Origin of the sequence: Variovorax sp. NFACC27, assembly GCF_048301545.1 — a bacterium.
Classification (GTDB): domain Bacteria; phylum Pseudomonadota; class Gammaproteobacteria; order Burkholderiales; family Burkholderiaceae_C; genus Variovorax; species Variovorax gossypii.
Window position 1 is genome coordinate 6,371,364 of the sequence record NZ_CP157613.1, and the last position, 25,906, is coordinate 6,397,269.

Annotated in this window: 17 protein-coding genes; 13 read left to right on the forward strand and 4 right to left on the reverse strand. The window is 68.1% G+C overall.

Annotated features, from left to right (window positions below; genetic code table 11):
- Positions 1-115 precede the first annotated feature (115 nt).
- The 3 genes from ABL840_RS29800 (at position 116) to ABL840_RS29810 (ending at position 6,562) form a co-directional block, all read left to right on the forward strand.
- Complete coding sequence (locus ABL840_RS29800; RefSeq protein WP_093301804.1) at positions 116-3,664, forward strand: indolepyruvate ferredoxin oxidoreductase family protein; 3,549 nt, start codon at positions 116-118, stop codon at positions 3,662-3,664.
- 88 nt (positions 3,665-3,752) lie between these two features.
- On the forward strand, positions 3,753-5,933 hold the full coding sequence (locus ABL840_RS29805; protein ID WP_093301806.1) for an ATP-binding protein: 2,181 nt from the start codon (positions 3,753-3,755) through the stop codon (positions 5,931-5,933).
- Entirely contained in the window at positions 5,930-6,562 is a 633-nt protein-coding gene (locus ABL840_RS29810; protein WP_093301808.1) for a response regulator transcription factor, read from the forward strand. The genes ABL840_RS29805 and ABL840_RS29810 overlap by 4 nt, the downstream gene beginning before the upstream one ends.
- Before the next feature lie 20 nt (positions 6,563-6,582).
- Here the strand turns inward: ABL840_RS29810 and ABL840_RS29815 are convergent, their stop codons facing one another.
- The gene (locus tag ABL840_RS29815) at positions 6,583-7,338 is read right to left on the reverse strand and encodes an SDR family oxidoreductase (RefSeq protein ID WP_093301809.1); all 756 of its coding nucleotides are present in this window, start codon (positions 7,336-7,338) and stop codon (positions 6,583-6,585) included.
- Between the two features lie 483 nt (positions 7,339-7,821).
- Here ABL840_RS29815 and ABL840_RS29820 point away from each other — a divergent pair, with 483 nt between their 5' ends.
- Positions 7,822-9,171: an MFS family transporter gene (locus ABL840_RS29820; RefSeq protein ID WP_093301811.1), complete on the forward strand. Its 1,350-nt coding sequence runs from the start codon at positions 7,822-7,824 to the stop codon at positions 9,169-9,171.
- Between the two features lie 131 nt (positions 9,172-9,302).
- Entirely contained in the window at positions 9,303-9,671 is a 369-nt protein-coding gene (locus ABL840_RS29825; RefSeq protein ID WP_176947465.1) for a hypothetical protein, read from the forward strand.
- 22 nt (positions 9,672-9,693) lie between these two features.
- Here ABL840_RS29825 and ABL840_RS29830 read toward each other — a convergent pair whose 3' ends face one another.
- The 3 genes from ABL840_RS29830 to ABL840_RS29840 form a co-directional block, all read right to left on the reverse strand.
- Positions 9,694-11,829, reverse strand: coding sequence for a DNA/RNA non-specific endonuclease (locus ABL840_RS29830; protein WP_418116057.1), 2,136 nt, complete (start codon positions 11,827-11,829; stop codon positions 9,694-9,696).
- Between the two features lie 423 nt (positions 11,830-12,252).
- Positions 12,253-13,773, reverse strand: a complete 1,521-nt coding sequence (locus ABL840_RS29835; protein WP_093197342.1) for a tripartite tricarboxylate transporter permease — start codon at positions 13,771-13,773, stop codon at positions 12,253-12,255.
- A 10-nt stretch (positions 13,774-13,783) separates the two neighbouring features.
- Positions 13,784-14,170 (reverse strand): tripartite tricarboxylate transporter TctB family protein, encoded by a 387-nt coding sequence (locus tag ABL840_RS29840; protein WP_093197345.1) that lies wholly within the window; start codon positions 14,168-14,170, stop codon positions 13,784-13,786.
- Between the two features lie 376 nt (positions 14,171-14,546).
- Here ABL840_RS29840 and ABL840_RS29845 point away from each other — a divergent pair, with 376 nt between their 5' ends.
- The 8 genes from ABL840_RS29845 to ABL840_RS29880 all read left to right on the forward strand — a co-directional run bounded on the left by ABL840_RS29845 (position 14,547) and on the right by ABL840_RS29880 (position 25,813).
- On the forward strand, positions 14,547-15,029 hold the full coding sequence (locus tag ABL840_RS29845) for an Hcp family type VI secretion system effector (RefSeq protein ID WP_093197348.1): 483 nt from the start codon (positions 14,547-14,549) through the stop codon (positions 15,027-15,029).
- A gap of 25 nt (positions 15,030-15,054) precedes the next feature.
- Positions 15,055-18,228, forward strand: a complete 3,174-nt coding sequence (locus tag ABL840_RS29850; protein ID WP_093301814.1) for a type VI secretion system Vgr family protein — start codon at positions 15,055-15,057, stop codon at positions 18,226-18,228.
- Entirely contained in the window at positions 18,212-18,676 is a 465-nt protein-coding gene (locus ABL840_RS29855) for a hypothetical protein (protein WP_418116058.1), read from the forward strand. The genes ABL840_RS29850 and ABL840_RS29855 overlap by 17 nt, the downstream gene beginning before the upstream one ends.
- 30 nt (positions 18,677-18,706) lie before the next feature.
- Positions 18,707-19,144: a DcrB-related protein gene (locus tag ABL840_RS29860; protein ID WP_093301815.1), complete on the forward strand. Its 438-nt coding sequence runs from the start codon at positions 18,707-18,709 to the stop codon at positions 19,142-19,144.
- 29 nt (positions 19,145-19,173) lie between these two features.
- Positions 19,174-23,706: an RHS repeat-associated core domain-containing protein gene (locus tag ABL840_RS29865; protein ID WP_093301817.1), complete on the forward strand. Its 4,533-nt coding sequence runs from the start codon at positions 19,174-19,176 to the stop codon at positions 23,704-23,706.
- A 6-nt stretch (positions 23,707-23,712) separates the two neighbouring features.
- Positions 23,713-24,039, forward strand: coding sequence for a hypothetical protein (locus ABL840_RS29870; protein ID WP_093197362.1), 327 nt, complete (start codon positions 23,713-23,715; stop codon positions 24,037-24,039).
- 38 nt (positions 24,040-24,077) lie between these two features.
- Positions 24,078-25,238 carry an ABC transporter substrate-binding protein gene (locus tag ABL840_RS29875; protein ID WP_176947466.1) on the forward strand — a complete coding sequence of 387 codons (1,161 nt, stop codon included), beginning with the start codon at positions 24,078-24,080 and terminating at the stop codon, positions 25,236-25,238.
- Positions 25,239-25,360: 122 nt separating this feature from the next.
- Positions 25,361-25,813: an SRPBCC family protein gene (locus ABL840_RS29880; protein WP_093301819.1), complete on the forward strand. Its 453-nt coding sequence runs from the start codon at positions 25,361-25,363 to the stop codon at positions 25,811-25,813.
- Positions 25,814-25,906: the final 93 nt, after the last annotated feature.

Genomic DNA, 25,906 nt, shown 5'->3' on the forward strand with positions numbered 1-25,906 from the left:
CGCGGAAGAATCGTTGCTGTTCCGGCGTCTACCCCGCCGGAGCGTTCGGCGAGCCGGCCCTCTACCGGGGCCATGCCCGCATTCCAACGAGTCCTACCCGGAGTCTTTTTCAGTCATGGCATCCCACGAACTGGCCAGCGTTGCGCTGGACGACAAATACACGGCCACCGAAGGCCGGATCTACCTCAGCGGCATCCAGGCGCTGGTGCGCCTCATGCTCGTGCAGAAGTGGCGCGACCAGAAGGCCGGGCTGAACACCGCAGGCTTCGTCTCGGGCTACCGCGGCTCGCCGCTCGGCGGCCTCGACGAAGCACTGTGGAAGGCGCAGCCGCAGCTCGAAGCCAACGCCGTGAAGTTCCTGCCCGGCGTGAACGAAGAGCTGGCCGCCACCGCCGTCTGGGGCACGCAGCAGGTGCACCTGACGGGCGAGTCCGCCGTCGATGGCGTCTTCGCCATGTGGTACGGCAAGGCGCCGGGCGTGGACCGCTGCGGCGACGTGTTCAAGCACATGAGCCACGCGGGCACCTCGCCACACGGCGGCGTGCTTCTGGTGGCGGGCGACGACCACGGCGCGTCTTCGTCGACGCTGCCCAACCAGAGCGACCACCTGTTCGCCGCGTCGATGATCCCGATGCTCTATCCGCAGAGCGTGGAGGAGTACATCGAGCTCGGCCTGCACGGCTTCGCGATGTCGCGCTTCGCGGGCCTGCCGGTGGGCTTCAAGGCGCTGGCGGACACGGTGGAGTCTTCGGGCTCCATCCCGGCCGGTGCGCTCGACGTGCACACGCGGCTGCCTTCGGACTTCGTGTTCCCGCCCGGCGGCGTGCACGCGCGCCTGTCGACCGACACGCTCGGCGTGCAGGCCCGAAAGCAGGAAGCGCTGATGCAGGACTACAAGATCTACGCAGCCATCGCCTATGCGCGCGAGAACAAGCTGAACCGCGTGACCATCGATTCGCCGAAGGCACGCCTTGGCATCGTGGCCTCGGGCAAGTCGTACCGCGACGTGCTGGAGGCGCTGGAAGAACTGGGCATCGACGCCGACGAAGCCGCGCGCATCGGCATCAGGCTCTTCAAGGTGTCGATGCCCTGGCCGCTGGAGCCCGATTCGATCCGCGAGTTCGCCGACGGGCTCGAGGAGATCCTGGTCGTGGAAGAAAAGCGCCAGATCGTCGAATACCAGCTCAAGGAGCATCTCTACAACTGGCGCGAGGACGTGCGCCCGCGCGTGATCGGCAAATTCGACGAGCAGGGCGAATGGGGCGCGCATCCGCGCGGAAAGTGGCTGCTGCCGGCCACGGCCGACTTCTCGGTGGCACAGATCGCGCGCGTCATCGCGGGGCGCGTGGCGCGCTTTCACACCAGCGACCGCATCCGCATGCGGCTCGCCATCCTCGACGCGAAGGACGTGGTGCTCGGCAAGGCAGTCGCCACGCCCTCGCGCCCGGCCTGGTACTGCTCGGGCTGCCCGCACAACACCTCGACCAAGGTGCCCGAAGGCAGCCTCGCGCTCGCGGGCATCGGCTGCCACGTGATGGCCACCGCCATCTACCCCGAGCACAACCGCACGACCACGCACATGGGCGGCGAAGGCGCGCCGTGGCTCGGGCAGGCGTGGTTCTCCAAGCGCAGGCACGTGTTCGCGAACCTGGGCGACGGCACCTACTACCACTCGGGCTCGCTCGCCATCCGCGCCGCAGTGGCGGCGGGCGTGAACATCACCTACAAGATCCTCTACAACGACGCGGTCGCCATGACCGGCGGGCAGCCGGTGGACGGCCCCATCACCGTGCCGCGCATCGCGCACCAGATGGCGGCCGAGGGCGTGAAGCGCCTCGCGCTTGTGGCCGAAGACCCGTCGCGCTGGGCCGACCGCAGCGTGCTGCCGCCGGATCGCGAGGGCTTCGTGCTCACCGTGCACCACCGCGACAGCATGGACGCCGTGCAGCGCGAGCTGCGCGAGTTCGAGGGCGTCTCGGTGCTGATCTACGACCAGGTGTGCGCCGCCGAGAAGCGCCGCCGCCGCAAGAAAGGCGAGTTTCCGCAGGCCGCGCGGCGCGTGTTCATCAACGACGCGGTGTGCGAAGGCTGCGGCGACTGCGGCGAGCAGTCGAACTGCACCGCGCTGCTGCCGAAGCAGACAGAACTCGGCCTGAAGCGCGCCGTGGACCAGAGCGCCTGCAACGCCGACGAGTCGTGCATCAAGGGCTTCTGCCCCAGCTTCGTGACGGTGGAAGGCGTGAAGCCGCGCAAGCAAGCGCCGGTCGCCGCGAAGGCCGCAGCCGAAGAGGCACCGCTGCCCGAGCCGAAGCAGCTCGCGCTCGAGGGCATGCACAACATCCTCATCACCGGTATCGGCGGCACGGGCGTCATCACCATCGGCGCGCTGATCGGCATGGCGGCGCACCTCGAAGGCAAGGGCGTGAGCGTGCTCGACATGACGGGCATGTCGCAGAAGAACGGCTCGGTGACCTCGCACGTACGCATCGCGCGTGACGCCTCTCAGCTGAAGGCGCAGCGCATTCCCACCGGCGAGGCCGACCTGATCCTGGGCTGCGACATGCTGACGGCCGGCGCGCCCGACGCCATCGCGCGGATGCGGCCGGGCCGCACCTACGCGCTGGTCAACACCTTCGAGCAGCCCACGGGGCATTTCGCGCAGCAGCCCGACTGGCAATTCCCGGCCGCGCAGGTGCGCGCGCTGATCGAGGAATCGGTGGAAGGCCGCGCCGACTTCGTCGATGCGACGCAACTGGCCACGCGGCTCATGGGCGACGCCATCGCGGCCAACCTGTTCCTGCTGGGCTTCGCCTTCCAGAAGGGCTTCGTGCCGCTGTCGGCCGGGGCGCTGGACAAGGCCATCGAGATCAACGGCGTGGCGGTGAAGGCGAACCAGTCGGCCTTCCGCTGGGGCCGCAAGGCGGCGCTCGACCTCGCTGCGGTGACGCGCGAAGCCTCGCCGCAGAAGGTGGTCGCGCTGCAGCGGCCGCAGAGCTTCGAGGCGCTGGTGAAGAGCCGCACTGAGTTCCTCGTCTCGTACCAGAACGCCGCTTATGCGGAGCGCTATGCGGAACTGGTGGAACGCGTGCGCGAAGTCGAACAGCGCGAGCGCGGCAGCAATGTGCTGGCGAAGGCGGTCGCGTCGGGCCTCTTCAAGCTCATGGCCTACAAGGACGAGTACGAGGTTGCGCGGCTGTACACCGACAAGCGCTTCATGGAAAAGCTCGGCGAGCAGTTCGAGGGCAAGCCGGTGTTGCGCTTCCATCTCGCGCCGCCGGTGCTGGGTCGCCGCGACGCCGAGGGGCGTGCGGTGAAGACCAGCTTCGGGCCCTGGATGATGGGCGCGTTCCGCGTGCTCGCCGGATTGCGCGGCCTGCGCGGAACGGCTTTCGACGTGTTCGGGCGCACCGCCGAGCGGCGCATGGAGCGGCAGCTCGCCGAGGACTACCGTGCGATGGTCGAGGGCCTGCTCGCTCGCTTCGACACCATCGACTTCGACACGGCGCTCTCGCTGGCGCGGCTGCCCGAGCAGATCCGCGGCTTCGGGCACGTGAAGCAGGAAAGCGTGGTGTCGGCGCGGGTGCGTTGGGAGGCGCTGGCAAGGCAGCTGGACGCGACCCCGGCGCAACGTGCGCCGAGGCAGCTGCAGCCGGTCGCGGCCTGAGCGAACCGGGCAGAGGGCGAGCGGCAAGAGCTCTGTCGGGAGGATCAGGGCAAAATCCGTCCGCCGCGCCGGTCGGCCCTGTTCCCCCATGCCGCCCACCACTCCCGAAACGCCAACGCCCTCCCCGGCCGTCAGCCCGCGCCGCCGGCGCCGCAACGTGGTCGCCTGGACGGCAGCGTGCTTGCTGGCCCTGCTGCTGATCGGCCTGGCCGGCCAGTGGGCTGCGCGCCGCGAGGCGAACTTCCAGGCCGATTCGATCCGGCGCGCCATGGAAGTGCACGTGCTCGGCCTGCGCGATGCCGCCGGCAAGTACAACTACCTGCCCTTCACCACCGGCCTGCATCCGCTCGTGCTGGCCGCGCTGGACCATCCGGGCGACCCGGCCGCGAAGCAGCGCGCCAACCTCTACATCGAGGGGGTGAACCGCCGTGCCGGCTCCGACGCGCTCTACCTGATCGACATGCAGGGCCTCACGCTGGCGGCCAGCAACTGGGCGACGCCGCAGAGCTTCGTCGGCCAGTCCTACGCCAACCGGCCCTACTTCATCGACGCACGCGCGGGACGCAACGGCCTCTTCTACGGCGTGGGCCAGACGACCGGCGAGCCCGGGCTCTTCATCTCCTCGCCGGTGCGCGGCACGGACGGCGAGGTGCGCGGCGTGTTGACGGTCAAGGTGAGCCTGCGCCAGGTGCAGGAGACATGGACCTTCGTGCGCGACCCCATCCTGCTGACCGACGCGCGCGGCGTCGTGTTCCTGAGCTCGGTGCCGTCGTGGATGTACCAGTCCACGCGCCCCCTGGCAGCCGCCGAGCTCGAGGGCATGCGGCGCGACCAGCAGTACGGCACGCGCACCAGCTTCCAGGCGGTGCCGTGGAAAGTGGAACACGAGGAAGGCGCGCACAGCTATCTGGTACGCGCCAGCGTCGGCGGCCGGCCGCGCCAGTTCCTCGCGGTGGACGAGCGCCTGCCCGACCTGGGCTGGACGCTGACCGTGATGGCCGACCACGCCGACGTGGACGTCGCGCGCGAGCGCGCCTGGATGCTGGGCCTGCTGCTGGCCGTGGTTCTGCTGCTCGCCGGCCTGTACTGGCAGCTGCGCGAACGCCGCTTCGCCGAGCAGCGCGACGCGCGGCGCGACCTGGAGCTGCGCGTGCGCGAACGCACCCACGAACTCGACGAGGCCCATGCCTTCCGCAAGGCGATGGAAGACTCGCTGCTGGTGGGCATGCGCGCGCGCGACCTGGAAGGCCGCATCATCTATGTCAACCCGGCCTTCTGCGAGATGACCGGCTACGACGCCGACGAGCTGCTGGGCAAGCTGCCGCCCTACCCCTACTGGCACCCGAACGACGTGACCCAGCACTGGCGGCAGTACGACGCCATGATGAGCGGTCAGCCCGCGCGCTCGGGCTTCGAATCGCGCCTGCGGCACCGCGACGGGCACGAGGTCATCACCATGGTCTACACCGCCGCGCTGATCGATGCGGACGGCAGGCACAGCGGCTGGATGAGCTCGGTGGTGGACATCACCGAGCAGAAGCGCGCCGAGCTGCGGCAGCGCCAGAACGACGAGCAGCTGCAGCACGCCCAGCGCCTCGCGAGCCTGGGCGAGATGGCATCCACCCTGGCGCACGAACTGAACCAGCCCCTGATGGCGCTGAGCAATTTCGCGAGCGCCGCCAAGGCCTTTGCCGAGCAGGGCAACCAGCAGCTGCTGGTGAGCAGCCTCGACGAGGCCATGACGCAGGCCCGGCGCAGCGCCGAGATCGTGCGGCGCATCCGCGGCTTCGTGCGCCAGCGCACCGTCGGCACCGAAGACTGCGCGGTCGCCGCGCTGGCCGGCAACGCGCTCGCGCTGCTGCAGGGCGAGATCCGCATGCGCCAGGCACGCGCAGAACTGCGCATTCCGCAGGGGCTGCCCGACGTGCGCGGCGACCGCGTGCTGCTCGAGCAGGTGCTGCTGAACCTGCTGTCGAACAGCCTGCACGCCATGCAGGCCGTGCCGCCGGAGCAGCGGGTCGTGGAAGTCGAGGCCGGGCTGGAGGGAGGCCGCATGCACATCCGCGTTGCCGACCGCGGCCCGGGCATCGACCCGGCCGTGGCCGACCAGGTGTTCTCGCCCTTCTTCACCACCAAGACCGGCGGGCTGGGCCTGGGCCTCAACATCTGCCGCACCATCGTCGAAGCACACCGGGGGAGCCTGTACTTTGCCGACCGACCCGGCGGTGGCACAGTCTTCACACTCGAGCTGGAAATCTCTCCGCCATGAACGCCACCACCGCAGCGAGCGCTCCCGCCAACAACCTGTGCATCGTGGACGACGACGAGGCCGTGCGCCGCTCGCTGGGCCTGTTGCTGCTGTCGCGCGGGTACGCGGTGCAGACCTTCGCCTCGGGCGAGGCTTTTCTCGAAGGCACCGACCTGCAGCGCGCCGGCTGCGTGATCCTGGACCTGCGCCTGGGCGGCATGAGCGGCCTGCAGGTGTTCGACGCGCTGCGCACGCAGGAGAGCCCGCTGGTGGTGATCTTCCTGTCGGGCCACGGAGACATTCCCGTGGCCGTGGAGGCCGTGCAGAACGGCGCCTTCGGCTGGCTCGAGAAACCCTGCAACGACGAACGCCTGCTCGACACCATCGCCCGCGCCCTGCAGCAGGCCGGCGAAGTCGCCGCCCGCCGCCAGGCCCGCCAGGCCGCGCAGGCCCTGTGGGACAAGCTCACTCCGCGCGAGATGCAGATCGCCCGCCTCGTGGCCGAGGGCAAGCCCAACAAGCAGATCGCGCAGGAACTCGCGCCGCTGGAACAGCGCACGGTGGAAACGCACCGGGCGCATGTGTTCGCGAAGCTGGGGCTGGCGAACAGCCATCAGCTGGATCGGTTTCTGCGGGAGCATGCGCTGTAGGTAGCGCCGGCGCGAGCGCTCTAACGCGGATTCATGGCCTCGAAGGTGGCCTCGTAGCGACCGTCGCGCTCGGCCCATCGCCGGGCTCGATCGCGTTCGACAAGCAACTCGCCCCTGGGATGGTCCCTGCGCTCCAGCAGTTGCATCACCTCCGCGACGTACGCAGCCACGGGCATGGCGCGCGGGTCGGACGCCTGCCCCGCGCCCGTCAGTTCCGTCTGCACGTAAGGCGGCGCAAGCTCGAGGACTTCGACGGGAATCTTGCGCAGCTGATGGCGCAGCGACTGGAGCCATGAGTGCAGGAACGCCTTGCTGGCGCAGTAGGCCGGAAAGTCGGCGCGGGGCACGAAGGCGAGGTTGGAGCTGGTCGCGATGATCGTGGCGCCCGGCTGCCGCTTCAGCACCGGCAGCAGCGCCGCCGTCACGCGCAGCACGCCCAGGACGTTGGTCCGCACTATCGCCTCGGCGCCGGAAGCGTCCCAGCTGTCGGCGGTCATGTCCTCCGCCTGCGAGATCCCCGCATTGGCGACGAGCACGTTGAGCTCGGGAAAGCGCGCGCGAACCTCGTCGGCGAGGCGCGACAGCGCTGCCGGGTCGTCGATGTCGAGCGGTATCCCGAAGAAGCCGGGACGGTTCGCGGTGATCTGGTCGAGCAGGGCCTGTCGCCGCCCCGTGACGATGATGCGGTTGCCGCGCGCCAGCAGGGCTTCGGCAAGCGCGCGGCCGATGCCGCTGGTGCCGCCGGTGACGAGAATGGTGTTGCCTGTCGTGTTCATGGTTGCTGCCTTTCTTTCGTTGAGTCGGATGACTCGAAAGGCGGCGGCAGGCCTGGAACGCCGGACTCGCGAACGGCCACGGCAAGACGGCGCGTATGGGCGTCTCGATCGGGCGGTCGCGAGGCAGGAGGATGGGGGCATACCGTGGCGCCTTTCGATGCTTCGAGATTTCCCTGCTGGGACCCTCTCGACGAAGGACGCGTTGGATGACGGTAACGCCTACGGAAGCGCCATCTGGTGACGGCGGCTGCGGGCGGATTGTCGGCAAGGCGCCTTACGGCCGTCAAGCCCCTGCTCCCGATGCCCGGCCCGCCGGACCTCCAGGCCTCTCTAGGTATTTACCCTTGCGTATCGATACGTAGACGCCCCGCCCCCAGCTACGGACGACAGCGCGACCCGAGGCGGACAGACTCGGCCGAACGGCCTCCGCGTGACTTTTTTCTTAACGCGGCGGGCCCCAGCCAGAGACAAGGACCCCTTTTCATGACCGCCACCGCAAGCGCGGCCGCCGGTGCTTCCAGCGCCGACGCGGCACCCGCCACCAGCAGCAACACTCCCTATACCTTCGAGGAAAAGCGCAAGCGCATCTTCGCCATCTTCGCCGCCTCGTCCGGCAACCTCGTGGAGTGGTTCGACTTCTACGTCTACGCCTTCTGCGCCATCTATTTCGCTCCGGCGTTCTTCCCCAAGTCCGACCCCACCGTCCAGCTGCTGAACACCGCCGGCGTGTTCGCCGCCGGCTTCCTGATGCGCCCGATCGGCGGCTGGCTGTTCGGCCGCATCGCCGACCGCAAGGGCCGCAAGACCTCGATGGTGACCTCGGTCGTCATGATGTGCGTGGGTTCGCTGGTCATCGCCTGCCTGCCCACCTACGCGCAGATCGGCGCGGCCGCTCCGGCACTGCTGCTGGCCGCACGGCTGCTGCAGGGCCTGTCGGTGGGCGGCGAGTACGGCACCACCGCCACCTACATGAGCGAAGTGGCCATGCGCGGCCAGCGCGGCTTCTTCTCGTCGTTCCAGTACGTCACGCTGATCGGCGGCCAGCTGCTCGCGGTGGTCGTGGTGGTGGTGCTCCAGCAGCTGCTGGACGAGGCCGAGCTCAAGGCCTGGGGCTGGCGCATTCCCTTCGTGCTGGGTGCCGTGGCTGCTGTGGTCGCACTGCTGCTGCGCCGCACGCTGACCGAAACCGCCAGCACCAAGACCCGCGCCGCCAAGGGCGCTGGCACGATGCGCGAGCTGTTCACCCACCACAAGCGCGCCTTCTTCGTGGTGCTGGGCTACACGGCCGGCGGCTCGCTGATCTTCTACACCTTCACCACGTACATGCAAAAGTACCTGGTGAACTCGGCCGGCATGTCGATCAAGACCGCCAGCAACGTGATGACGGCCTGCCTGTTCATCTACATGTGCATGCAGCCGGTGTTCGGCGCGCTGTCGGACCGCATCGGCCGCCGCAGCAACATGCTGCTGTTCGGCGCGCTGGGCGCGCTGATGACGGTGCCGGTGCTGAGCAACCTGCAGAACGTGGGCAGCCCGCTGGCGGCCGGCCTGCTGATCACGCTGGCGCTGGCGGTGGTGAGCTTCTACACCTCGATCAGCGGCATCGTGAAGGCCGAGATGTTCCCGCCCGAGATCCGCGCGCTGGGCGTCGGCCTCTCCTACGCGGTGGGCAACGCGATCTTCGGCGGCAGCGCCGAGTACGTGGCGCTGGGGCTGAAGTCGATCGGGCACGAGTCGTACTTCTACTGGTACGTGACGGCCATGATGGTCGTGGCGTTCACCGTGAGCCTGCTGCTGCCGAAGCAGGCGAGCTATCTGCACCACGACAAGTAGCACAGGCAGGCAGACAGGGGCGCCATCGCCCCGCCGGGAGGCTTGCCACCTCCCGAAGCGATATCCCGGGAAAGCTTTTTCGAATCGATCGATCCACCAGAAAGCATGAGGGTAAAGCCATGGCGAGACGGATGGTCCACAACGCAACCATCACCTTGAAGCTGCCGTTCGACCTCGACACGGAGGCCAGGGTCAAGGCCCTTCGGGCGGCCGGTGTTCCGGTGGATGCGGAAGGCAACGCACGACAGGGCTTTCTCTTCGTGCGCTCGGGTGACGGCTACAGGAGCCGGGTCGACATCTTCCGGTGGTTTCCCGACGAGGTGAGCCCGATCTCGCGCGATGCAACCGCCATGGCGAAGCCCCTGCGCGAACAGCGCCCCGCACCGCCGCCGGGCAACACGCTCGACCACTGGCTGGCCCAGATCCTGACGCAGCCCATTCCCACCCACGACGCCGCGCTGCGCTACGAGCCGGAAGCTCCTTCGACCACGTTCGGCTGAGACTGCTCGCTCAGGGCATCGCTCAGAGCCGGATGCTCTCGAAGCTCCTGACGAGCACCAGCCCCTCGCCCACGCGCGGCTGGCCGTCGTCGGCGATGGTGTCGGCGCCCCGGACCAGTTCGCCGAAATCGAGCCCCGTCCGGGCCTCGATCTTCTCGATGGGCACGCGCCACTGGTTCACGTCCACCGAAGCCAGCGCCTGTGGCGAACCCAGGCTGCGCCGGGGTTCGGAGAGCAGCTTCGACTGATCGGCCACCAGCCCCACGGCCCTGGGACCGGCCTGCCCCTTCCAGACCACGACCTTGAAGAACGACGAGGGGATCTGCACGTCGTCCGCCCACAGGTCGATCTTGTCGTCGAAGATCGGCCCCTGGAAGACGGCCAGCCTGCGCCGCACGTCGCCCGCGAGCGTGCCGTTCTCGAGCACGTAGCGCTCCAGCCCCTGCCAGTACCTCGCGCTCTGGTTGAACCTGAAATGCTGCGGCGAACAGTTCGTGAAATGGAAGGTGTCGGCATTGGCGCGCGCGGCGTCTTCCGCCGAACCCCAGGTCGGATCGGTGCGCCGCGTGAGGTGGCCGCGGTCGAAGTAGGTCGACCATGCCGAGTAGAAGCTCTGGTCGAGCACGAAGCTCGCGCTGACGCGCGGGTCCTTGAACCAGACCTCTCCTTCGGACGCGTTGGGCTGGCCGGTCTTCCTGTCGATTTCGAGATAGGTCTCGCCGTCGATGTTGGTTGCCGTGAAGAGCGCGATGCGCTTCGACTTGTTCAGCTTCAGGCTGAAGTGCTCGTACTTCAGCTCGCCCTCGGCGGCATCGGGCTCCTCCGCCCTCAGCGGGGCGACCTGCTTCGCCAGAGCCGGCGAGGGCTGCGGCAGAGGCAACTCCAGCCCGGGAACGAACGCCGAGTCGTAGCCGTTGCGGTTGCCGTAGTCCTGGTCGACCTGCACGGCCTCGGCGCCACGGGCCAGCACCTTCGGCTGCAATGAAGTGGAAGCAAGCGAGGACCGGGAGGCGTCGTCGACGACGGGCTGCGCCTGCACCGCCTGCCCGATGCTGATCGTCAATTCGATGGGCACGGTCAGCCGGATGGAACTGGAAGGCGATGCGCTGCTCGGGGTGTCCATGGTGTGAAGCTCCGTGGTTGGGTTCGTGATCTCGACTTCCTTGGCCTCCCGTGCCGACGGCCGGGGCGGCGATAGCCTGCGGTCGCTTCCCACGGCGGCTGCGCTGCCGGGGTCTCCGAGCGCAAGCGCATCGCGCAGCAGCGACTGCCACTGCGCCGGCAGCCCACTCAGGCGACTGGCGAGGTCGCGATAGATGGCACTGATGCGAACGCCCTCGTTCACGTTCACCGGCGCCTTGTCGCCGAGGGCATTCCGATCGATGAAGGGCTCGCCCCAGTGATGAAGCGCAACCAGTTGCCAGTCGTCGTTGAACACCGGCGAACCCGAGGAGCCCTGCTCGGTATCCGTCTCGTACAGCAGCGTGCGGTCGGTGCGCGCCGTGAGGATGTTGTTGCGCACCGTGATCATCTTGGGCCAGCCCGAGGGGTGCTGGACGATGTTCGTGTTCATCCCGAGCACATGCTTGTCCGGCTGGTCCGAGAGCGCGCAGAAGCCCAGGTCGCCGGCCTCGGCCTCGCCGGACTGCCTACGGCCCAGCGCGACGAGGGCGTAGTCGAGCTGGTCGTCGGGCGAGAACAGCGCGAAGCGGTCGGGGTCGAGCAGGAAGGTGGTCGTGGGCCTCGGCACGCCGCGCTCGTCGAGCTCGCGGAAGAAGGTCACCTGCGTGCCTCGCGCCGCGGACTCGTGCTGGATGACGTGGCGGTTGGTGATGAAGAGCGCCGGGCTGACCATGAAGCCGGTGCCGATCTCCGCCCTGGTCCCGTAGTTGACCTCGACGTAGCCCACGGCCCTGGCGCTGCGCGCTCCCTGCGACAGGAAGCTGGCCCGCTGGAAATCCTCGGTGGCGCCGGTGATGGACTCCGCGCCGCTGGACGACATGAGCGTTCGATGGCGCGTCGCATAGGCGCGCGAGCGTTCGACGTCAGGTTCTGCATCGCGCCAGCGGCCCTCGGCCACCAGCTTCCTCACCTGTTCACGCTCGGCGGCGGTACTCTGCAGGCTGGCCTTGAAGGCGTCGATCGCTTCCTCGTTCACGGCGTTCCTCCTTGTGAAGGCGCGGGACTTGGACATGAACCGCGCGACTGCGGTTCATTGAAGCGGCCGATGGCGTCATCCGGATGACAGTCCGGCCTGGTGCAGGGCCGTGCGAGGTGCGGGAAGAAAGGCGACAGCGGTCGGCATCGAGGCGGTTCCCTGAGCGGATTTTTTCTCCCTGGCCTCTACCAGCGCCGAACCGCTGTCGGGACGCAGTGTGCGCGCCGTGGGTGAATTCGCAGTGAAGTTCAGGAGGGAGTTCCGTGAAACGATACCTGCCGTCCCGCTTCGCGCGACTCCCGGGCTGAAACCCGCCGGGCAACCCGCCCCGTCCGGAAAAGAAAAAGCGCTGTCGGCGCCGACCCGGTTTCCGGGCGGTGCCGACAGCGCCGCTGGCTTGTGCGTTCGCCGCGTGCTCTCGCGCTACTCCTGCGGCTCGAGCGCCACGGGCACCGCCGGAGCGGTCTTCTTCCGCGCCTGGAGGACGAACGAAACGACCTGCCACACGACGAAGACCGCGATCAGGCTCAGCAGCGTGCCGCTGATGGGCCGGGAGACGAAGGTGCCGAAGCTGCCGCGGCTCAGCAGCATCGCGCGGCGGAAGTTCTCCTCCAGCATCGGCCCGAGGATGAAGCCGAGCATCAGCGGTGCCGCATCCAGCTCCAGGCGCATGAACATGTAGCCCATGAAGCCGAAGGCCGCCGTGATGAAGACGTCTTCCAGGTTGTTGTTCACGCTGTAGGTGCCGATGCAGCAGAAGAACAGGATCGACGGGAACAGCACGCTGTACGGGATCTTGAACACCGACAGCCAGTAGCGCACCAGCGGCACGTTGAGCACCAGCAGGAAGACGTTGCCGATCCACATGCTGGCGACCAGGCCCCAGAACAGCTCGGGGTGGCTGCCGATCATGTTCGGTCCGGGCTGGATGCCCTTGATGATGAAGGCGGCCAGCATCAGCGCCATCACGGCGTTCTCGGGGATGCCGATGCTCATCAGCGGAATGAAGCTGGTGCGCGCTGCCGCTTCGTCGGCTGCAGCCTGTCCGGCCACGCCCTCGATGCAGCCGGAGCCGATCTCGTGCTTGTACTTGCTGACCTTCTTGTCGATCGCATACGCCGCGAACTGCGCGATCGTCGGGCCGCCGCCGGGCAGGATGCCCAGGAATGAACCGACCACGCTGCCGCGCAATGCGCTGGGAATGATCCGCTTGAACTCCGCCCAGGTGGGAATCAGGTTGATCTTGCCGTTGAAGGGCGAGCGCTCTTCACGCGAGTCGAGATTCTTCGTGATCTCGGCAATGCCGAAGCAGCCCAGCGCAATGCTCACGATGCCGACGCCGTCCACCAGGAAAGGCAGGTCCAGCGTGAAGCGCTGCATGCCGCTGTTCACGTCGGTGCCGATGGTTCCGAGCAGCACGCCGATCATGCACATGGCCAGGCCGTTGAGCAGGCTGCCCGTGGTCACGAAGCTCACGCACACGAAGCCCACCAGCATCATCGAGACGTAGTCGGCGGGACCGAACAGGAAGGCCACCTCGCCGAGCACGGGCGCCAGGAACGACAGCACCAGGATGGCGACCGTGCCGCCGATGAAGCTGGAGAAGCCCGCCGTGAACAGCGCCAGACCCGTCTGCCCCTTCAATGTCATCGCGTACCCGTCTATGCAGGCCACGATGCTGCTGGCATGCGGGATCTTCATCGTGATCGCGCTCACGCTGTCGCCGTACTGCGCGCCGTAGTAGATGCCGGCCAGCATGATGAGCGCGCCGGTCGTGGGAATCGAATAGGTCAGCGGCAGCAGCAGGCTGATGGTGGCCAGCGGGCCGAGGCCGGGCAGCAGGCCGACCAGCGTGCCCACGGTGCAGCCGATGGCGCAGAACATCAGGTTCTGCCAGGTCAGGGCGTGAGAAAAGCCGAACGCCAGGTTGTTAAGGACTTCCATCGTCGTGACCTCAGTAAAGCGGCAGGTTCAGGCCGAGGAGTTTCTGGAGGGCCAGCGCCATCACGATCAGGCCGGCCGAGATCTTGATGCTGCGCACCCACGAGGGCGAGCTGCCTGCGAACGACGAGCAGAACACCATGAAGACGATGCCCGCGATCATGTTCACGTACTGCGAGATCAGAGCAAACCCGCAAAGGCTCGCGAGGATGAGCCCGATGTTCTTGAAGTTGAAGACCAGCGGCACCTGCGCGACGAAGAAGGCCCGGATCACCGTCGCCACGCCGATCACCAGCAGCATGCCGCTCACGAGGGCCGGAAAGAGCCCGGGCCCCGCGCGGCTCAGGTCTCCAATGGGGTAGCGAAGCGCCGTGAGGCCGAAGGCCAGCGCGATTGCCATGAGGAATAGTCCCCTGACAAGATTTCTGTTTCTCATACGTTCCCGATGTACTGGGTAGTTGAATGCCACCGGCGCGAGTGAATCCGCCCGGTCCCGTCTCCATCCGGATGGAAATCCGGACGATGCGATGCTCTTGGGGCTAGCTGATCGCTGTCTGACGACGGCGTGAGGGGAACTACGTACCCAGCGCCTGGGCGGGCAGCGCGCGGCGCCGGTGCCCGGGGGGGAAGGAACCGGCCGGATCGGCGGTATCCGTCCGCGCCGGCCATACGGCTTCCCATATAGCTCTTTTTTCTCAGTGACCTTCTGCACTGGCAGCCAGGGCCTGATTTGCTTAACTTCCGGGCATACGCAACAACCCAGGGAGCGATCAATCATGGCAGTAGACATGTTCATGCGCGTCGAAGGCGCGAACGGTGAATCGAAGGACTCGAACCACAAGGAGTGGACGGACATCAAGTCCTTCGCGTGGGGCGCGACGCAGCCCGGCAACATGGTCAGCGGCGGTGGCGGCGGTGTCGGCAAGGCCAGCTTCAACGACCTGCAGGTGCTCGCGCGCATCGACAAGGCGGCACCGTCGGTGCTGAAGAACTGCGCCAGCGGCAAGCACCTGAGCAAGGTGGAGGTGTCGGTGTGCAAGGCCGGTGGCTCGCAGATCGAATACACCCGCGTCACGCTCGAAGAGGTGCTGGTGACCTCGGTGCAGTACACGGCCGAACAGGGCTCGGACGCGGTGTTCGTTCAGTACGCATTCCAGGCCGCCAAGGTGAAGCAGCAGTACTGGGAACAGACCGACAAGGGCGGCAAGGGCGCCGAGACGGTTCTGGCCTGGAACATCAAGGAGAACAAGGAGACCTGATTCCCGCCGTCGGCCGAGCGTCAGGATGACCCGCAGTTTCATCGCCCACAGCTCGCTGGGCGAGCGCCTCAAGTTCCGTTCGATGACGGGACAGGAGCGCATCTCCACCCTGTTCGAGTCGCGCGTGCGGCTCGTGAGCGACATGCAGGGCATCCCGCCGAAGCAACTGCTCGGCGAGGACATGACCATCGAGATCAATCTCGCCACCGAACTGGGCGGGCCGGGCCTGCGCTTCCTCAGCGGCCAGGTCGCGCGCTTCGCCTGCGTCGGCAAGGACGACGGCGACATGTGCGTGTACGAGGCCACGCTGCGCCCGTGGCTCTGGTACGCCACGCGCCGGTCGGACTTCAGGATCTTCCAGTTCAAGACGGCGCCGCAGATCCTGCAGGAGGTGCTGGCGCCCTACGGCTTCGCCATCGACGCCAGGCTGGGCGGCAACTACCGCACCTGGGAGTACTGCGTGCAGTACGCCGAGACCGACTTCAACTTCGTCAGCCGGCTGATGGAGCAGGAAGGCATCTACTACTTCTTCTCGCACGCCAAGGGCAGCCACCAGCTGGTGCTGTGCGACGGCCCCGACTCGCACGCCGACCTGCCCGCCGGACCGCCGAAGGTGCCCTACCACGCGGGCGTGCTGGCGGCGCAGATCCTGGAGCAGGACTTCATCGACACCTGGCATCACGCCGAGGACATCGCCCCGGGCAACTTCGCGGCCGACGACTACGACTTCAGGAAGCCCAACGCCGAGATCGACACGCTGCGCCGCCAGCCCGCGGGCCACAGCCACGACAGCTTCGAGATCTACGACTGGCCCGGCGGCTACACCGAGATGGGCGACGGCGAGAACTACGCGCGGCTGCGGCTGGAGCAACTGGCCGGGCGGCGCGAGCTCGTCAGCGCCGAAGGCAACCTGCGCCACATCGCGCCCGGCTACCTGTTCGAGCTGGCGCGCCATCCGAGCGCCGAGGACAACCGGCGCTACCTGATCGAGGCCGTCACCTACGACTTCCAGGAGAACGCCCTGCGCGTGGCGGGCGCCGCCGACGCGGCCTACCGCGAATCGACCAGCAGCACCAGCTACCGCCAGGCCTTCGAGGTGCTGCCCGACAGCGCGCCCTACCGCACCGCGCGCGTCACGCCGCGCCCGCGCACCACCGGGCCGCAAACGGCCGTGGTGGTGGGCCCCGCCGGCGAGGAGATCCACACCGACGAGTACGGCCGCATCAAGGTGCAGTTCCACTGGGACCGCTACGGCAGGCGCGACGAGAACTCCTCGTGCTGGATACGCGTGTCGCAGACCTGGGCCGGCAGCAACTACGGCGCAATGCACATCCCGCGCATCGGCCAGGAAGTGATCGTCGACTTTCTCAACGGCGACCCCGACCACCCCATCGTCACCGGCTGCGTCTACAACGCCGCGCAGATGCCGCCGTGGGAGCTGCCGCGCCACAAGACCCAGACCGGCTTCCAGACCAACTGGAGCAAGGGCGGCGGCGGCAAGCACATGCTGCGATTCGAGGACAGCCGAGGCACCGAGCACATCGAGCTCTCCACCGACCACGGCAACACCCACCTGCACATGGGCTACCTGATGAACCAGGGCTCTGGCGTGCAGCGCAGCTACGGCTTCGAGCTGCGCACCAACGAGTGGGGTTCCATCCGCGCGGACAAGGGCCTGCTGCTGACCACCTACACGCAGGACTTCGCGCAGAAGACCTCGCGCGACAACCCCGACGGCCACGAGCACATGGGTGCCACGCTCGCGCAGAGCAGCGCGCTCATGCAGGCCGCGGGGCAGGCCGTGGCGGCAACCAAGTCGCTCGTGAGCGCCATGGCACAGGGCAAGAACCAGCTGCTCTCGGGGCTGGTGCAGGGCGTGCAGTCGGTGGGCGGCATCTCGCAGGCCATCACCGCGCTGGCCGCCGGCGGATCGCCCGAAACCGGCGTCTCGGACGACCCCGACCCGGCCATGGCCGATGCGCAGCAGATGCTCGACCTCTCGCGCAGGATCGACAAGCCCGTGGTCTCCATCGTGAGCCCCGAGGGCCAGACGATGATCAGCCCCCGGCCCATCGTCATGAGTTCGGGACAGAGCGTGTCGATGCGCTCCACCTCGGCGATGACCATGACCACCGGCGCCCAGCTCACGCAGCTGGCCGCCAAGGGCATGCTCACGCAGGTGAGCGAGGGCGGGCAGGTCAACGTGGTGTCCGACGGCGACATCGTCTCGCACGCCAGCGCCGGTGCGATCAACCTGGTGTCGAAGACCGACGCCTCGGTGACTTCGACCACGGCCAACGCCAACCTCACCGGCCAGAAGTCGGTGCTCGTCCAGGCGGCCGAGCAGGACGTGTTCGTCACGGCCAAGACCAGCATCTCGTTGATCTGCGGCAAGTCGTCGATCGTGCTGCTGGCGGATGGGACGGTGAAGATCAACGGGGTGAAGGGACTGGTGAACTTCACGGACAACCTGGATCAGCGGGGCGGGAAGATTTTTCTGAATTGCGAAGCGCCCATCGGCAGCCAGGCCGAAGAAGCCGTGGTGGAGGAAGCTGTGCCGGTGGCACCCGCGGCGGCGGCCACGTCGGCCGGCGCGTCCGAGAGCGCCGTACCCGCCGCCGCGCCGCCTGGCTACGTGACCACCGGTCTTGGCAAGGGCGTCGATGCCATCTCGGCGCGATCGCCCACGCTGCAGAACCAGATCAAGTTCCTGCAGGGCCAGGGATGGAAGATCGGCTATGGAGCCGCGGGCGGCGGCACATATGCCAACACCAATTCCGGCGTCAAGCGCATCGTGATCGACGGCAACGAGAAGAGCGACCCCTACAGGACCACCGCCTCGCTGTCGCACGAGGTCGGGCACGCGGTCTACTCGTACAAGTTCAAGCCCGATGTTTCCTCGAAGAGCGCCTTCGTCAACAGCATGCTCAGCTCCGAGGGCGAGGCCGCGCTGAACCAGATCCAGGTGCAGCGCGAAGTCTGGCGCGCGGCCAAGGTCGACATCCTCAAGGGAGCGAACCCGACGAACGTGGCCGCGTTCAACGATGCCTACAACGTCATGCTCAAGGGCGGTACCCGGGAGGCCGCGCGAGCCGCGGCCGGCAGCTACTACGGCACGCTCAACACCTCGACCACCGGCGAGCAATACACCCTGTACTACGGCAACTCCTACGACAAGACCCATGGCGGCAAGCACTGAACCCGTGAATCCGCAGGCCACGGCCATGACGCTCTGGCAGGCCATCGAAGCGCTGGCGGCGCAACTGCCGTTCTCCACGCAGAAGGTCGGCCGCACGCTTTCCACCACCCTGAGCGACACGCACGCGGAGGGCGGCGACGTGTTCCGCTTCTTCGAGGGCACGCCAGTGCGCCTCGGGGATGGCACCGAGCTCGCACGCATCGACCTTCGCATCAAGCGCGAAGGACCGCACCCGGGCTTCCTGGCTCTCGAACTGGGCGGGCGCTGCGTACCGATGGCCGAGGTTCGCCAGCACTACGCGAACCTGGAGATCACCGGAGTGCCGCGCGGCCGGTCGCTCGACGAGGCCACCACCCATACCGCCACGCTCGGCTGGGGCCGGCTGTCGTTCGGTTTCACGGAGCGCAACCCCGACTGCCTGGCCCACGTGGCCTTCGACCCCTCATAGGCGGCACGCCCGAAAGGCTGGGAGAAAAAAATGAACTATCACATCCAGGAAGGCCAGTTCGATGTGCCCGACGACGGCCGCATCGACCGCTCGATGAACGTCCTCGCGATGCCCGACGGCTCGGGCACCACGCTCGTCGTGAGCCGCGACGCGCTGCGAACGCAGGAAACCCTTCCGCAGTTCGTCACGCGCCAGATGAACGACCTCACGCGGCAGGTGAGCCAGCTCAAGGAACTGTCGCGCGGCGAAGTCGCCATCGGCTCGCCGATGCTGAACCTGCGCGGCATCGAGCTCGCCACGCAGTTCAGGCAGAACGGGCAGGCGCTGCACCAGCGGCAGGCCGTGTTCCTTCCGTCGGCCTCGAGCCGGAACGTGCTGATCCTCACGGCCAGCAGCCCCCTGCCCTTCGACACCGAGGGCATCGCGATCTGGCAGCGGGCACTCGCGAGCTTCCAGCCGCGAGGCTGACGCCGCCAAGCCACGCACGCAAGCGCACCATGGCCGGCCAGCCCGCAGCACGCCTGCACGACCCCATCGCCCACACGAATGCGCACGCGCGGTTCTGGGCGAAGTTCGCCGGCGGGCTGATCGGCGGCATCGCCGTGGGCTTCGCGGCGGGGCTGGCCGCGGCGGCCATCGTCGGCACCGGCGGGCTGGCGGGGCCGCTCGTGGCCGGGCTGGTGGTCGTGGGCGCGCGTGCCGCCGGCGGCTACATCGGCGCAGGGCTCGGCGAGGCTGCCGCCGATGCGCTAGTGCCCGAGACGCTCACCGTCACCGGCGCGATCACCAGCGGCTCGTCGGACGTGTTCATCGACAGCAAGGCCACCGGCGCGGCGCGCGCCTCGCCCGACGTGCCCATGGACACCGTGAGCTGCTCCAGGGACTCGCCGCAGATCCTGCTGGCCGAAGGCTCCGAGACCGTCTTCATCAACATGGGCGTGGCCTCCCGCAAGGACGACCACACCGAGTGCGGCGCCAAGATCAGCGAGGGCTCGCGCACCGTATTCATCGGCGGGCCGACCGCGCGCGTGCGCGAGGTGGCCGACGAGGTGCCGCTGATCTCGAAGGTGCTGGTGACCATCTTCAACGTGGTCATGATCTACAAGGGCCTGCGCTGCCTGCCGAAGCTCGCGCGGCAGGGCCGGAACGCCCTGCCCTGCCTGATCGAAGGCGCCGTGGGGCTGGGCATGGGCATCCACGGCATGGTGAGCTCCTTCGGCAACCCGGTGCACGCGGCGACCGGCGGCAAGTTCCTGGGCGGCGAGAGCGAGCTCGACTTCACCCTGCCGGGGCCGCTGCCCATCGAATGGCAGCGCTTCTACAGCAGCCACGACTTGCGCCGCGACGGCGCGCTGGGACAGGGCTGGAACCTGCCCTACGCGATGGAGCTGCGCCCCGGCACCGGCGCGGCGGGCGAGCCTGTGCTCACGCTCGTCGACGAACAGGGCCGGCTGCTGGAGCTGCCCGACATCGAACCCGGCACGCGGCAATACAGCCCGCGCGACGGCCTGGACTTGTGCCGCACCGAGAGCGGCCACTACTTCATCCATGTACCGGGCGGGCTGTTCTTCATCTTCCAGCCGCCGCGCGAGGACCTGCCGCGCGAACAGACACTGAAGCTCTCGCGGCTCGAAGACCGCAACGGCAACTTCATCGAACTGCGCCACGACGCGCAAGGCCGGCTGGGCGAACTGACCGACAGCACCGGGCGCCTGCTCGCGCTCGACTACGCGGGCGACGGCCGGCAGCTGCGCGCGGTCCGCCTCGCGGCAGGCGCGCCGGGCGAAACGCCCTGCCTGCTGGTGGCCTACCGGCACGACGCGGAAGGCCGGCTGCTGGAGGTGACCGACCGCAACGGCGAGGTGGTTCGCCGCTTCGGCTACGAAGCGCAGGGCAAGGTGCAGAGCGGCCTCATGAACTTCCACGTCGACGCCGCGGGGCTCGAGTGCCACTACGCGTGGACCGGAACCGGCAAGGACGCGCGCGTGCGCCGCCACTGGACCAACGACGGCGAGAGCTGGGACGTCGACTTCTCTCCGCTGCAGGGAGAAGGCCCGGAAGCCTTCGGCGAAACCCGCGCAGTCGACCAGTTCGGCCGCGTCTTCGCCTGGCGCTGGAACGCGCAGCACCGACTGCTCTCGTACACCGACGCCTCGGGCCGGCACTGGCGGGCGCACTACGACGAGCTTGACCAGCTCGTGGCGATGACGGAGCCCGGCGGTGCCGTCACCCGCTGCACCTACGACTCGCAGGGCTTCATGAGCAGCCGCACCGACGCGCTCGGCCGCACGCACAGCACCGGCTGGACCGAGCTCGGCCTGCCCTGGCGCGAAACCCTGCCCGACGGCAGCGCCTGGACCTATGCCTACAGCGACGAGGGCAACCTCGTACGCGAGACCGATCCGCTCGGCCACGTCACCGAATACAGCTACGACAGGCGCGGCCTGCCCATCGCCATCACCGATGCCAGGGGCGGCGTCAGCAAGCTGAGCTGGAACGAATGCGCCCAGCTCGTCGCGCACACCGACTGCTCCGGCAAGACCACGCGCCATGCCTACGACGACCGTGGATACCTGAAGACGCTGACCGACGCCGCGGGCCAGCAGACGCGGTTCACGCACGACGCCATGGGGCGCCTGCTCGGCGTTTCGCAACCCGACGGCAGCCACCAGGCGTTCCACCGCGACGCAGCGGGCCGGCTGCTCGCAAGCACCGACGCACTGAGCCGCACCACCCGGTTCGCACTCGGCCGCCGCGGCGAGCCGCTGTGGCGTCAGGACGCGGAGGGCAGGCACGTCGCCTGGAACTACGACAGCGCCCGCAGGCTGCAGTCGCTGGTCAACGAGAACGGCCTGCGCTTCGAGTTCGCGTACGACGACGCCGACCGCGTGGTGGAAGAGCGCCGCGTGGGCGGCACGCGCGTGCAGTTGGAGTACGGCGCCGGCGGATGGCCGGTCGCCATCACCCACCATCCCGGCATCGGCGACGAAGACCTCGCGCCCGACGCCCCGCAGGCCGGCCCGCGCCGCGCGGCGCAGCCACTGCGCACCGAGCTCGTCCGCGACGCGGTGGGCCGGCTCGTGGAGAAGCGCACGGCCACGCACCATTACCGCTATCGCTACAGCGCGCTCGACCAGCTCATCGACGCCGTCAAGCTGGAAGTGGTGAGCCCGCTGGCCGAGGGCAAATCGGTGCAGCTGCGCGCGCTGCACCGCAGCTGCTTCGCCTACGACAGGCTCGGCCGGCTGGTGGGCGAGACGGCCATCGACGAAGTCACCGGCGAGCGCCACCAGTTGCGCCACGAACACGATGCGCTCGGCAACCGCACGCGGACCCTGCTGCCCGCGCTGGCGGATCAGGCCGACGAGCTGCGCGCGCTGAACTACCTGCACTACGGCTCGGGGCACCTGCACCAGGTCAACTTCTCGCTGCAGCGCGGCGACGCGCCGGCCGTGCACCAGCTCATCAGCGACATCGAGCGCGACGACCTGCACAGGGAGATCGCGCGCAGCCAGGGCACGCTCTCCACGCGCTTCGCGCTCGACCCGCTGGGGCGCCGCGCCGCGGCCTGGAGCCGGCCGGGGTCGCTGGCTTCTTCCTTCACCACCCGGGACACCGCATGGCGCCAGGCCATGGACAGCGCGGGCACCGCCGACGCCCGCCTGCTCGACGGCCTGATGAAGGAATACAGCTACGACCCCACGGGCGAACTGCGCCAGAGCCGCCACTCGCTGCAAGGCGCGACCGGCCATCGCTACGACGCCACGGGCCGCATCGAAGAAACCGTGCGCATGCCGCTGCCCGCAGCGCAGGCCGTGCGCGACGCAGCCAACCAGGAGCGCTTTGCCTACGACCCGGCCGGCAACCTGCTCGATGCGTCGCTGGCCACAGCGCCCCGGGGCGAGATGCGCGGCGAGGTACGCGGCTATGTGCGCGACAACCTCGTGCGCGTGTTCGAGGACAAGCGCTACATCTACGACGGCCACGGCCGGCTCGCGTGCAAGAAGTCGGGCAGGCACACCGAGCAGCGCTTCGAATGGGACGACGAGAACCGCCTCGTTGCCGTGCACACCACGCGACGCCCGCACACGCATGAGGCCACCACCCAGGTCGCGCGCTTCGACTACGACGCCATGGGCCGCCGCGTGGCCAGGCACGATGCCTTCGGCACCACGCGCTTCATCTGGGAGGGGCTGCGGCTGATCGAGGAGCGCCGGGGTTCGCAGGTCGTCAGCTACGTGTACGAGCCCGACAGCCACGTGCCCATGGCGCGCGTGGACGCGAGGACGTCGCCTGCGGCGGCGGTGTCGTCAGCCTCGTTGCCCTCCGCGCAGGTCCTGCACTTCCACAACGACCCCGCCGGCATGCCGGAGGAGTTGAGCAGCGACGACGGCAACCTGTGCTGGCGCGCGAGCTACAGGACCTGGGGCGCGACCGTCGCCGAGCAATGGGAAGTCACCGCGCTCGACGGCCGCCCCGTCCGGCAGGGCGAGGAAGCGCCACGACCGGTGGAGCAGAACCTGCGCTTCCAGGGGCAGTACCTCGACCGCGACACCGGGCTGCACTACAACACCTTCCGCTTCTACGACCCGGACATCGGGCGCTTCATCAGTCCCGATCCGATCGGGCTCGCCGGGGGCTTCAACCTGCACGGCTACGCGCCCAACCCGATCCGGTGGATCGACCCGCTGGGTTGGATCTGCGGCGAGACTCTCGCGCGGCCGGTCGGCTTCAACCGGGGCAGCCGCAACTTCGTGCTCGAGCAGGGCAATGCGGCTTCGGGCTGGAAGCACATCTACGACCGGCACGTGGACCCGCTGCGATTCCCCAAGAAGTCGAAGTTCAACTCGAGCATGAGCCAGGACGACATCGCCTCGATGCTCGGCAAGACACTCAAGCACGGCAAGGAGTCGAGCTACGAGGGCAAGCCGGTCTTCGAGTCCAGGCTCAAGTACGGCGGAGAATACAAACGCTATCGGGCGACCGTGAACGAAGACGGGACCGTCCAAACCTTCCACCCGCTGGACTGACTGCATATGCTGGACATCTACTACGCGCCCTCCTCCACCAAGGCCATGCCGGAAGACCCCGGCAGCCTGGAGTTCGCCGGCTCCATCGATCTCGATGCGCATCGTTCGCTCGCCGCCCTGTTCGACAAGGGCAGGCAGGCAGGCGCCGATCTCAGGTACTCCGACGATTCGATGCTCGAGCCTGCGCAGGTGGCGACGCTGCTGAAGGTCTTCACGGTGAATGCAGGCGAGCTGTCGGGAAACCGGCAGGCGCTCGCGGCATTCGCCGCCATGCGCGAGCTTCTCGAAGCCGCGGTGGGAAAGGGCTGCGGGCTCGTGGCCTTCGGCGACTGACTTTGCGCAGGCCTCTTTCGCTCGTCACAAGGAACCTCTTGATCCACCGCATCCGCTCGGTCCTCCTCGCCTGCGCCCTCTGCACCGCTGCGCTGGCCGCATCAGCCCAGGTGAAGATCGGCTTCATCGGCACGCTCTCCGGACCTTCGGCGGCACTCGGGCAGGACCAGTACGACGGCTTCATGCTGGCCGTGGAACAGCGCAACGGAATGCTAGGCGGCGTGCCCGTGGCGGTCGTCAAGGAAGACGACCGGCAGGACCCCGAGCTCGGTGCGCAGCTGGTGGAGAACCTGGTCCAGAAGGACAAGGTCAGCTTCATCACCGGCGTGACCTCTTCCGACGTGATGATGGCAATGGCCAGGCCGCTCGCCAAATCAGGCGTGCTGTTCGTCGGCTCGAACGCCGGCCCCGCGCCGCTCGCTGGCAGGCAGTGCAACAACAGGTTCGTCTTCACCTCGTCCCAGGACGAGTACCAGGCCGGGATCGTGGGCAGGTATGCGGTCGACAAGGGCTGGTGGAAAACGCTGTTCCTGGCGCCAGACAGCCCGTCGGGCCGGGACCAGCTGCGGGGCTTCAGGCACTTCTATTCGGGCGAGGTGGTGAGCGAACTCCACGCCCGGCCCGGCCAGGCCGACTACTCGGCGGAGCTGGCGAAGATCAAGTCCGTCGCGCCGGACGCGGTGGTCGCCTTTCTTCCGGGCCAGATGGGCGTCGACTTCATCAGGCAGATGAACCGGTCGGGCCTGCTGGGCAAGACTCCCCTGCTGACCATCGGCACCGTAGACGGCACGACGCTGCCGCTGCTCGGCGATGCCGCGCTCGGCGCGCTGGCGGGCTCGGTCTGGGGCCCCGACCTGCCGAGCCCGACGAACAAGGCTTTCGTTCCGGCCTTCGAAAGGAAGTACGGGCGCATCCCGTCGCAGTACGCCGCGCAGGGTTTCGATGCGGCACTCCTCATCGACAGCGCGCTGAAGGAAACCGGAGGCTCCGTCGCCAATCGCAGCGACCTGCGCAACGCACTCAGCAGGGCCGACTTTCCGTCAGTGCGCAGCGGCTTCAAGTTCCTGCGCAACGGCTTCCCGGTCCAGGACGGCCACGTCTTCGTCGTCGCCAGGGACGCCCAGGGCCGCGCGTCGCTGAAGCGGGTCGCGACGCCGCTGGAGGCGAACGTCGACGCCTACTGGAACGACTGCAGGTAAGAAAAGGGAAGCGGCGCGGAACCGGACCAGGGTTTTCACCTATCTCCCGGCATGTCGATTCTCCTCACGCTCGCCCGACGTGCTGCTGAGGGTCATCCTCGGTTCTTCAGGAGTAATCAACCATGGCTACCAACACCAATACCGTCCGCCTGCACCGTGTCCTGCGCGCCCCGCCGGAGCGCATCTATCGCGCATTCACCCAGCCCGGCGCCTTCGAGCGCTGGCTGCCCCCGTTCGGCTACACCGGCAAGGTCCACGCGATGGAGCCGGTGGTGGGCGGCATCTGGCGCATGTCCTTCACCAACTTCGGCACCGGCCACAGCCACTCGTTCGGCGGCAAGTACCTGGAGCTCGTTCCGCACACCCGCATCGCGTACGACGCGAGCTTCGACGATCCCAACCTTCCGGGCACCATGCAGACGACCGTGAGCCTGACCGCCGTGTCCTGCGGCACGGACGTTTCCATCGTTCAGGAAGGCATTCCCGCCGTGATTCCCGCCGAGATGTGCTACCTGGGCTGGCAGGAGTCGCTGGTCTCGCTGGCCCAGCTGGTCGAGCCGAACATCCCGGGCTGAGCGCCCACGGGCTTCGCTGCGGCGAACCCGTGACCCTGCTGCCGGAACCCGCTCCGGCAGCAGGCCCCATCTCCCCAAAGGCGACTCCACGCC

Excerpts from the sequence above, each read along its gene's own strand:
- ABL840_RS29800 (WP_093301804.1), top strand. The coding sequence starts at position 116 with ATGGCATCCCACGAACTGGCCAGCGTTGCGCTGGACGACAAATACACG.
- ABL840_RS29805 (WP_093301806.1), top strand. The coding sequence starts at position 3,753 with ATGCCGCCCACCACTCCCGAAACGCCAACGCCCTCCCCGGCCGTCAGC.
- ABL840_RS29810 (WP_093301808.1), top strand. The coding sequence starts at position 5,930 with ATGAACGCCACCACCGCAGCGAGCGCTCCCGCCAACAACCTGTGCATC.
- ABL840_RS29815 (WP_093301809.1), bottom strand. The coding sequence starts at position 7,338 with ATGAACACGACAGGCAACACCATTCTCGTCACCGGCGGCACCAGCGGC.
- ABL840_RS29820 (WP_093301811.1), top strand. The coding sequence starts at position 7,822 with ATGACCGCCACCGCAAGCGCGGCCGCCGGTGCTTCCAGCGCCGACGCG.
- ABL840_RS29825 (WP_176947465.1), top strand. The coding sequence starts at position 9,303 with ATGGTCCACAACGCAACCATCACCTTGAAGCTGCCGTTCGACCTCGAC.
- ABL840_RS29835 (WP_093197342.1), bottom strand. The coding sequence starts at position 13,773 with ATGGAAGTCCTTAACAACCTGGCGTTCGGCTTTTCTCACGCCCTGACC.
- ABL840_RS29840 (WP_093197345.1), bottom strand. The coding sequence starts at position 14,170 with ATGGCAATCGCGCTGGCCTTCGGCCTCACGGCGCTTCGCTACCCCATT.
- ABL840_RS29845 (WP_093197348.1), top strand. The coding sequence starts at position 14,547 with ATGGCAGTAGACATGTTCATGCGCGTCGAAGGCGCGAACGGTGAATCG.
- ABL840_RS29850 (WP_093301814.1), top strand. The coding sequence starts at position 15,055 with ATGACCCGCAGTTTCATCGCCCACAGCTCGCTGGGCGAGCGCCTCAAG.
- ABL840_RS29855 (WP_418116058.1), top strand. The coding sequence starts at position 18,212 with ATGGCGGCAAGCACTGAACCCGTGAATCCGCAGGCCACGGCCATGACG.
- ABL840_RS29860 (WP_093301815.1), top strand. The coding sequence starts at position 18,707 with ATGAACTATCACATCCAGGAAGGCCAGTTCGATGTGCCCGACGACGGC.
- ABL840_RS29865 (WP_093301817.1), top strand. The coding sequence starts at position 19,174 with ATGGCCGGCCAGCCCGCAGCACGCCTGCACGACCCCATCGCCCACACG.
- ABL840_RS29870 (WP_093197362.1), top strand. The coding sequence starts at position 23,713 with ATGCTGGACATCTACTACGCGCCCTCCTCCACCAAGGCCATGCCGGAA.
- ABL840_RS29880 (WP_093301819.1), top strand. The coding sequence starts at position 25,361 with ATGGCTACCAACACCAATACCGTCCGCCTGCACCGTGTCCTGCGCGCC.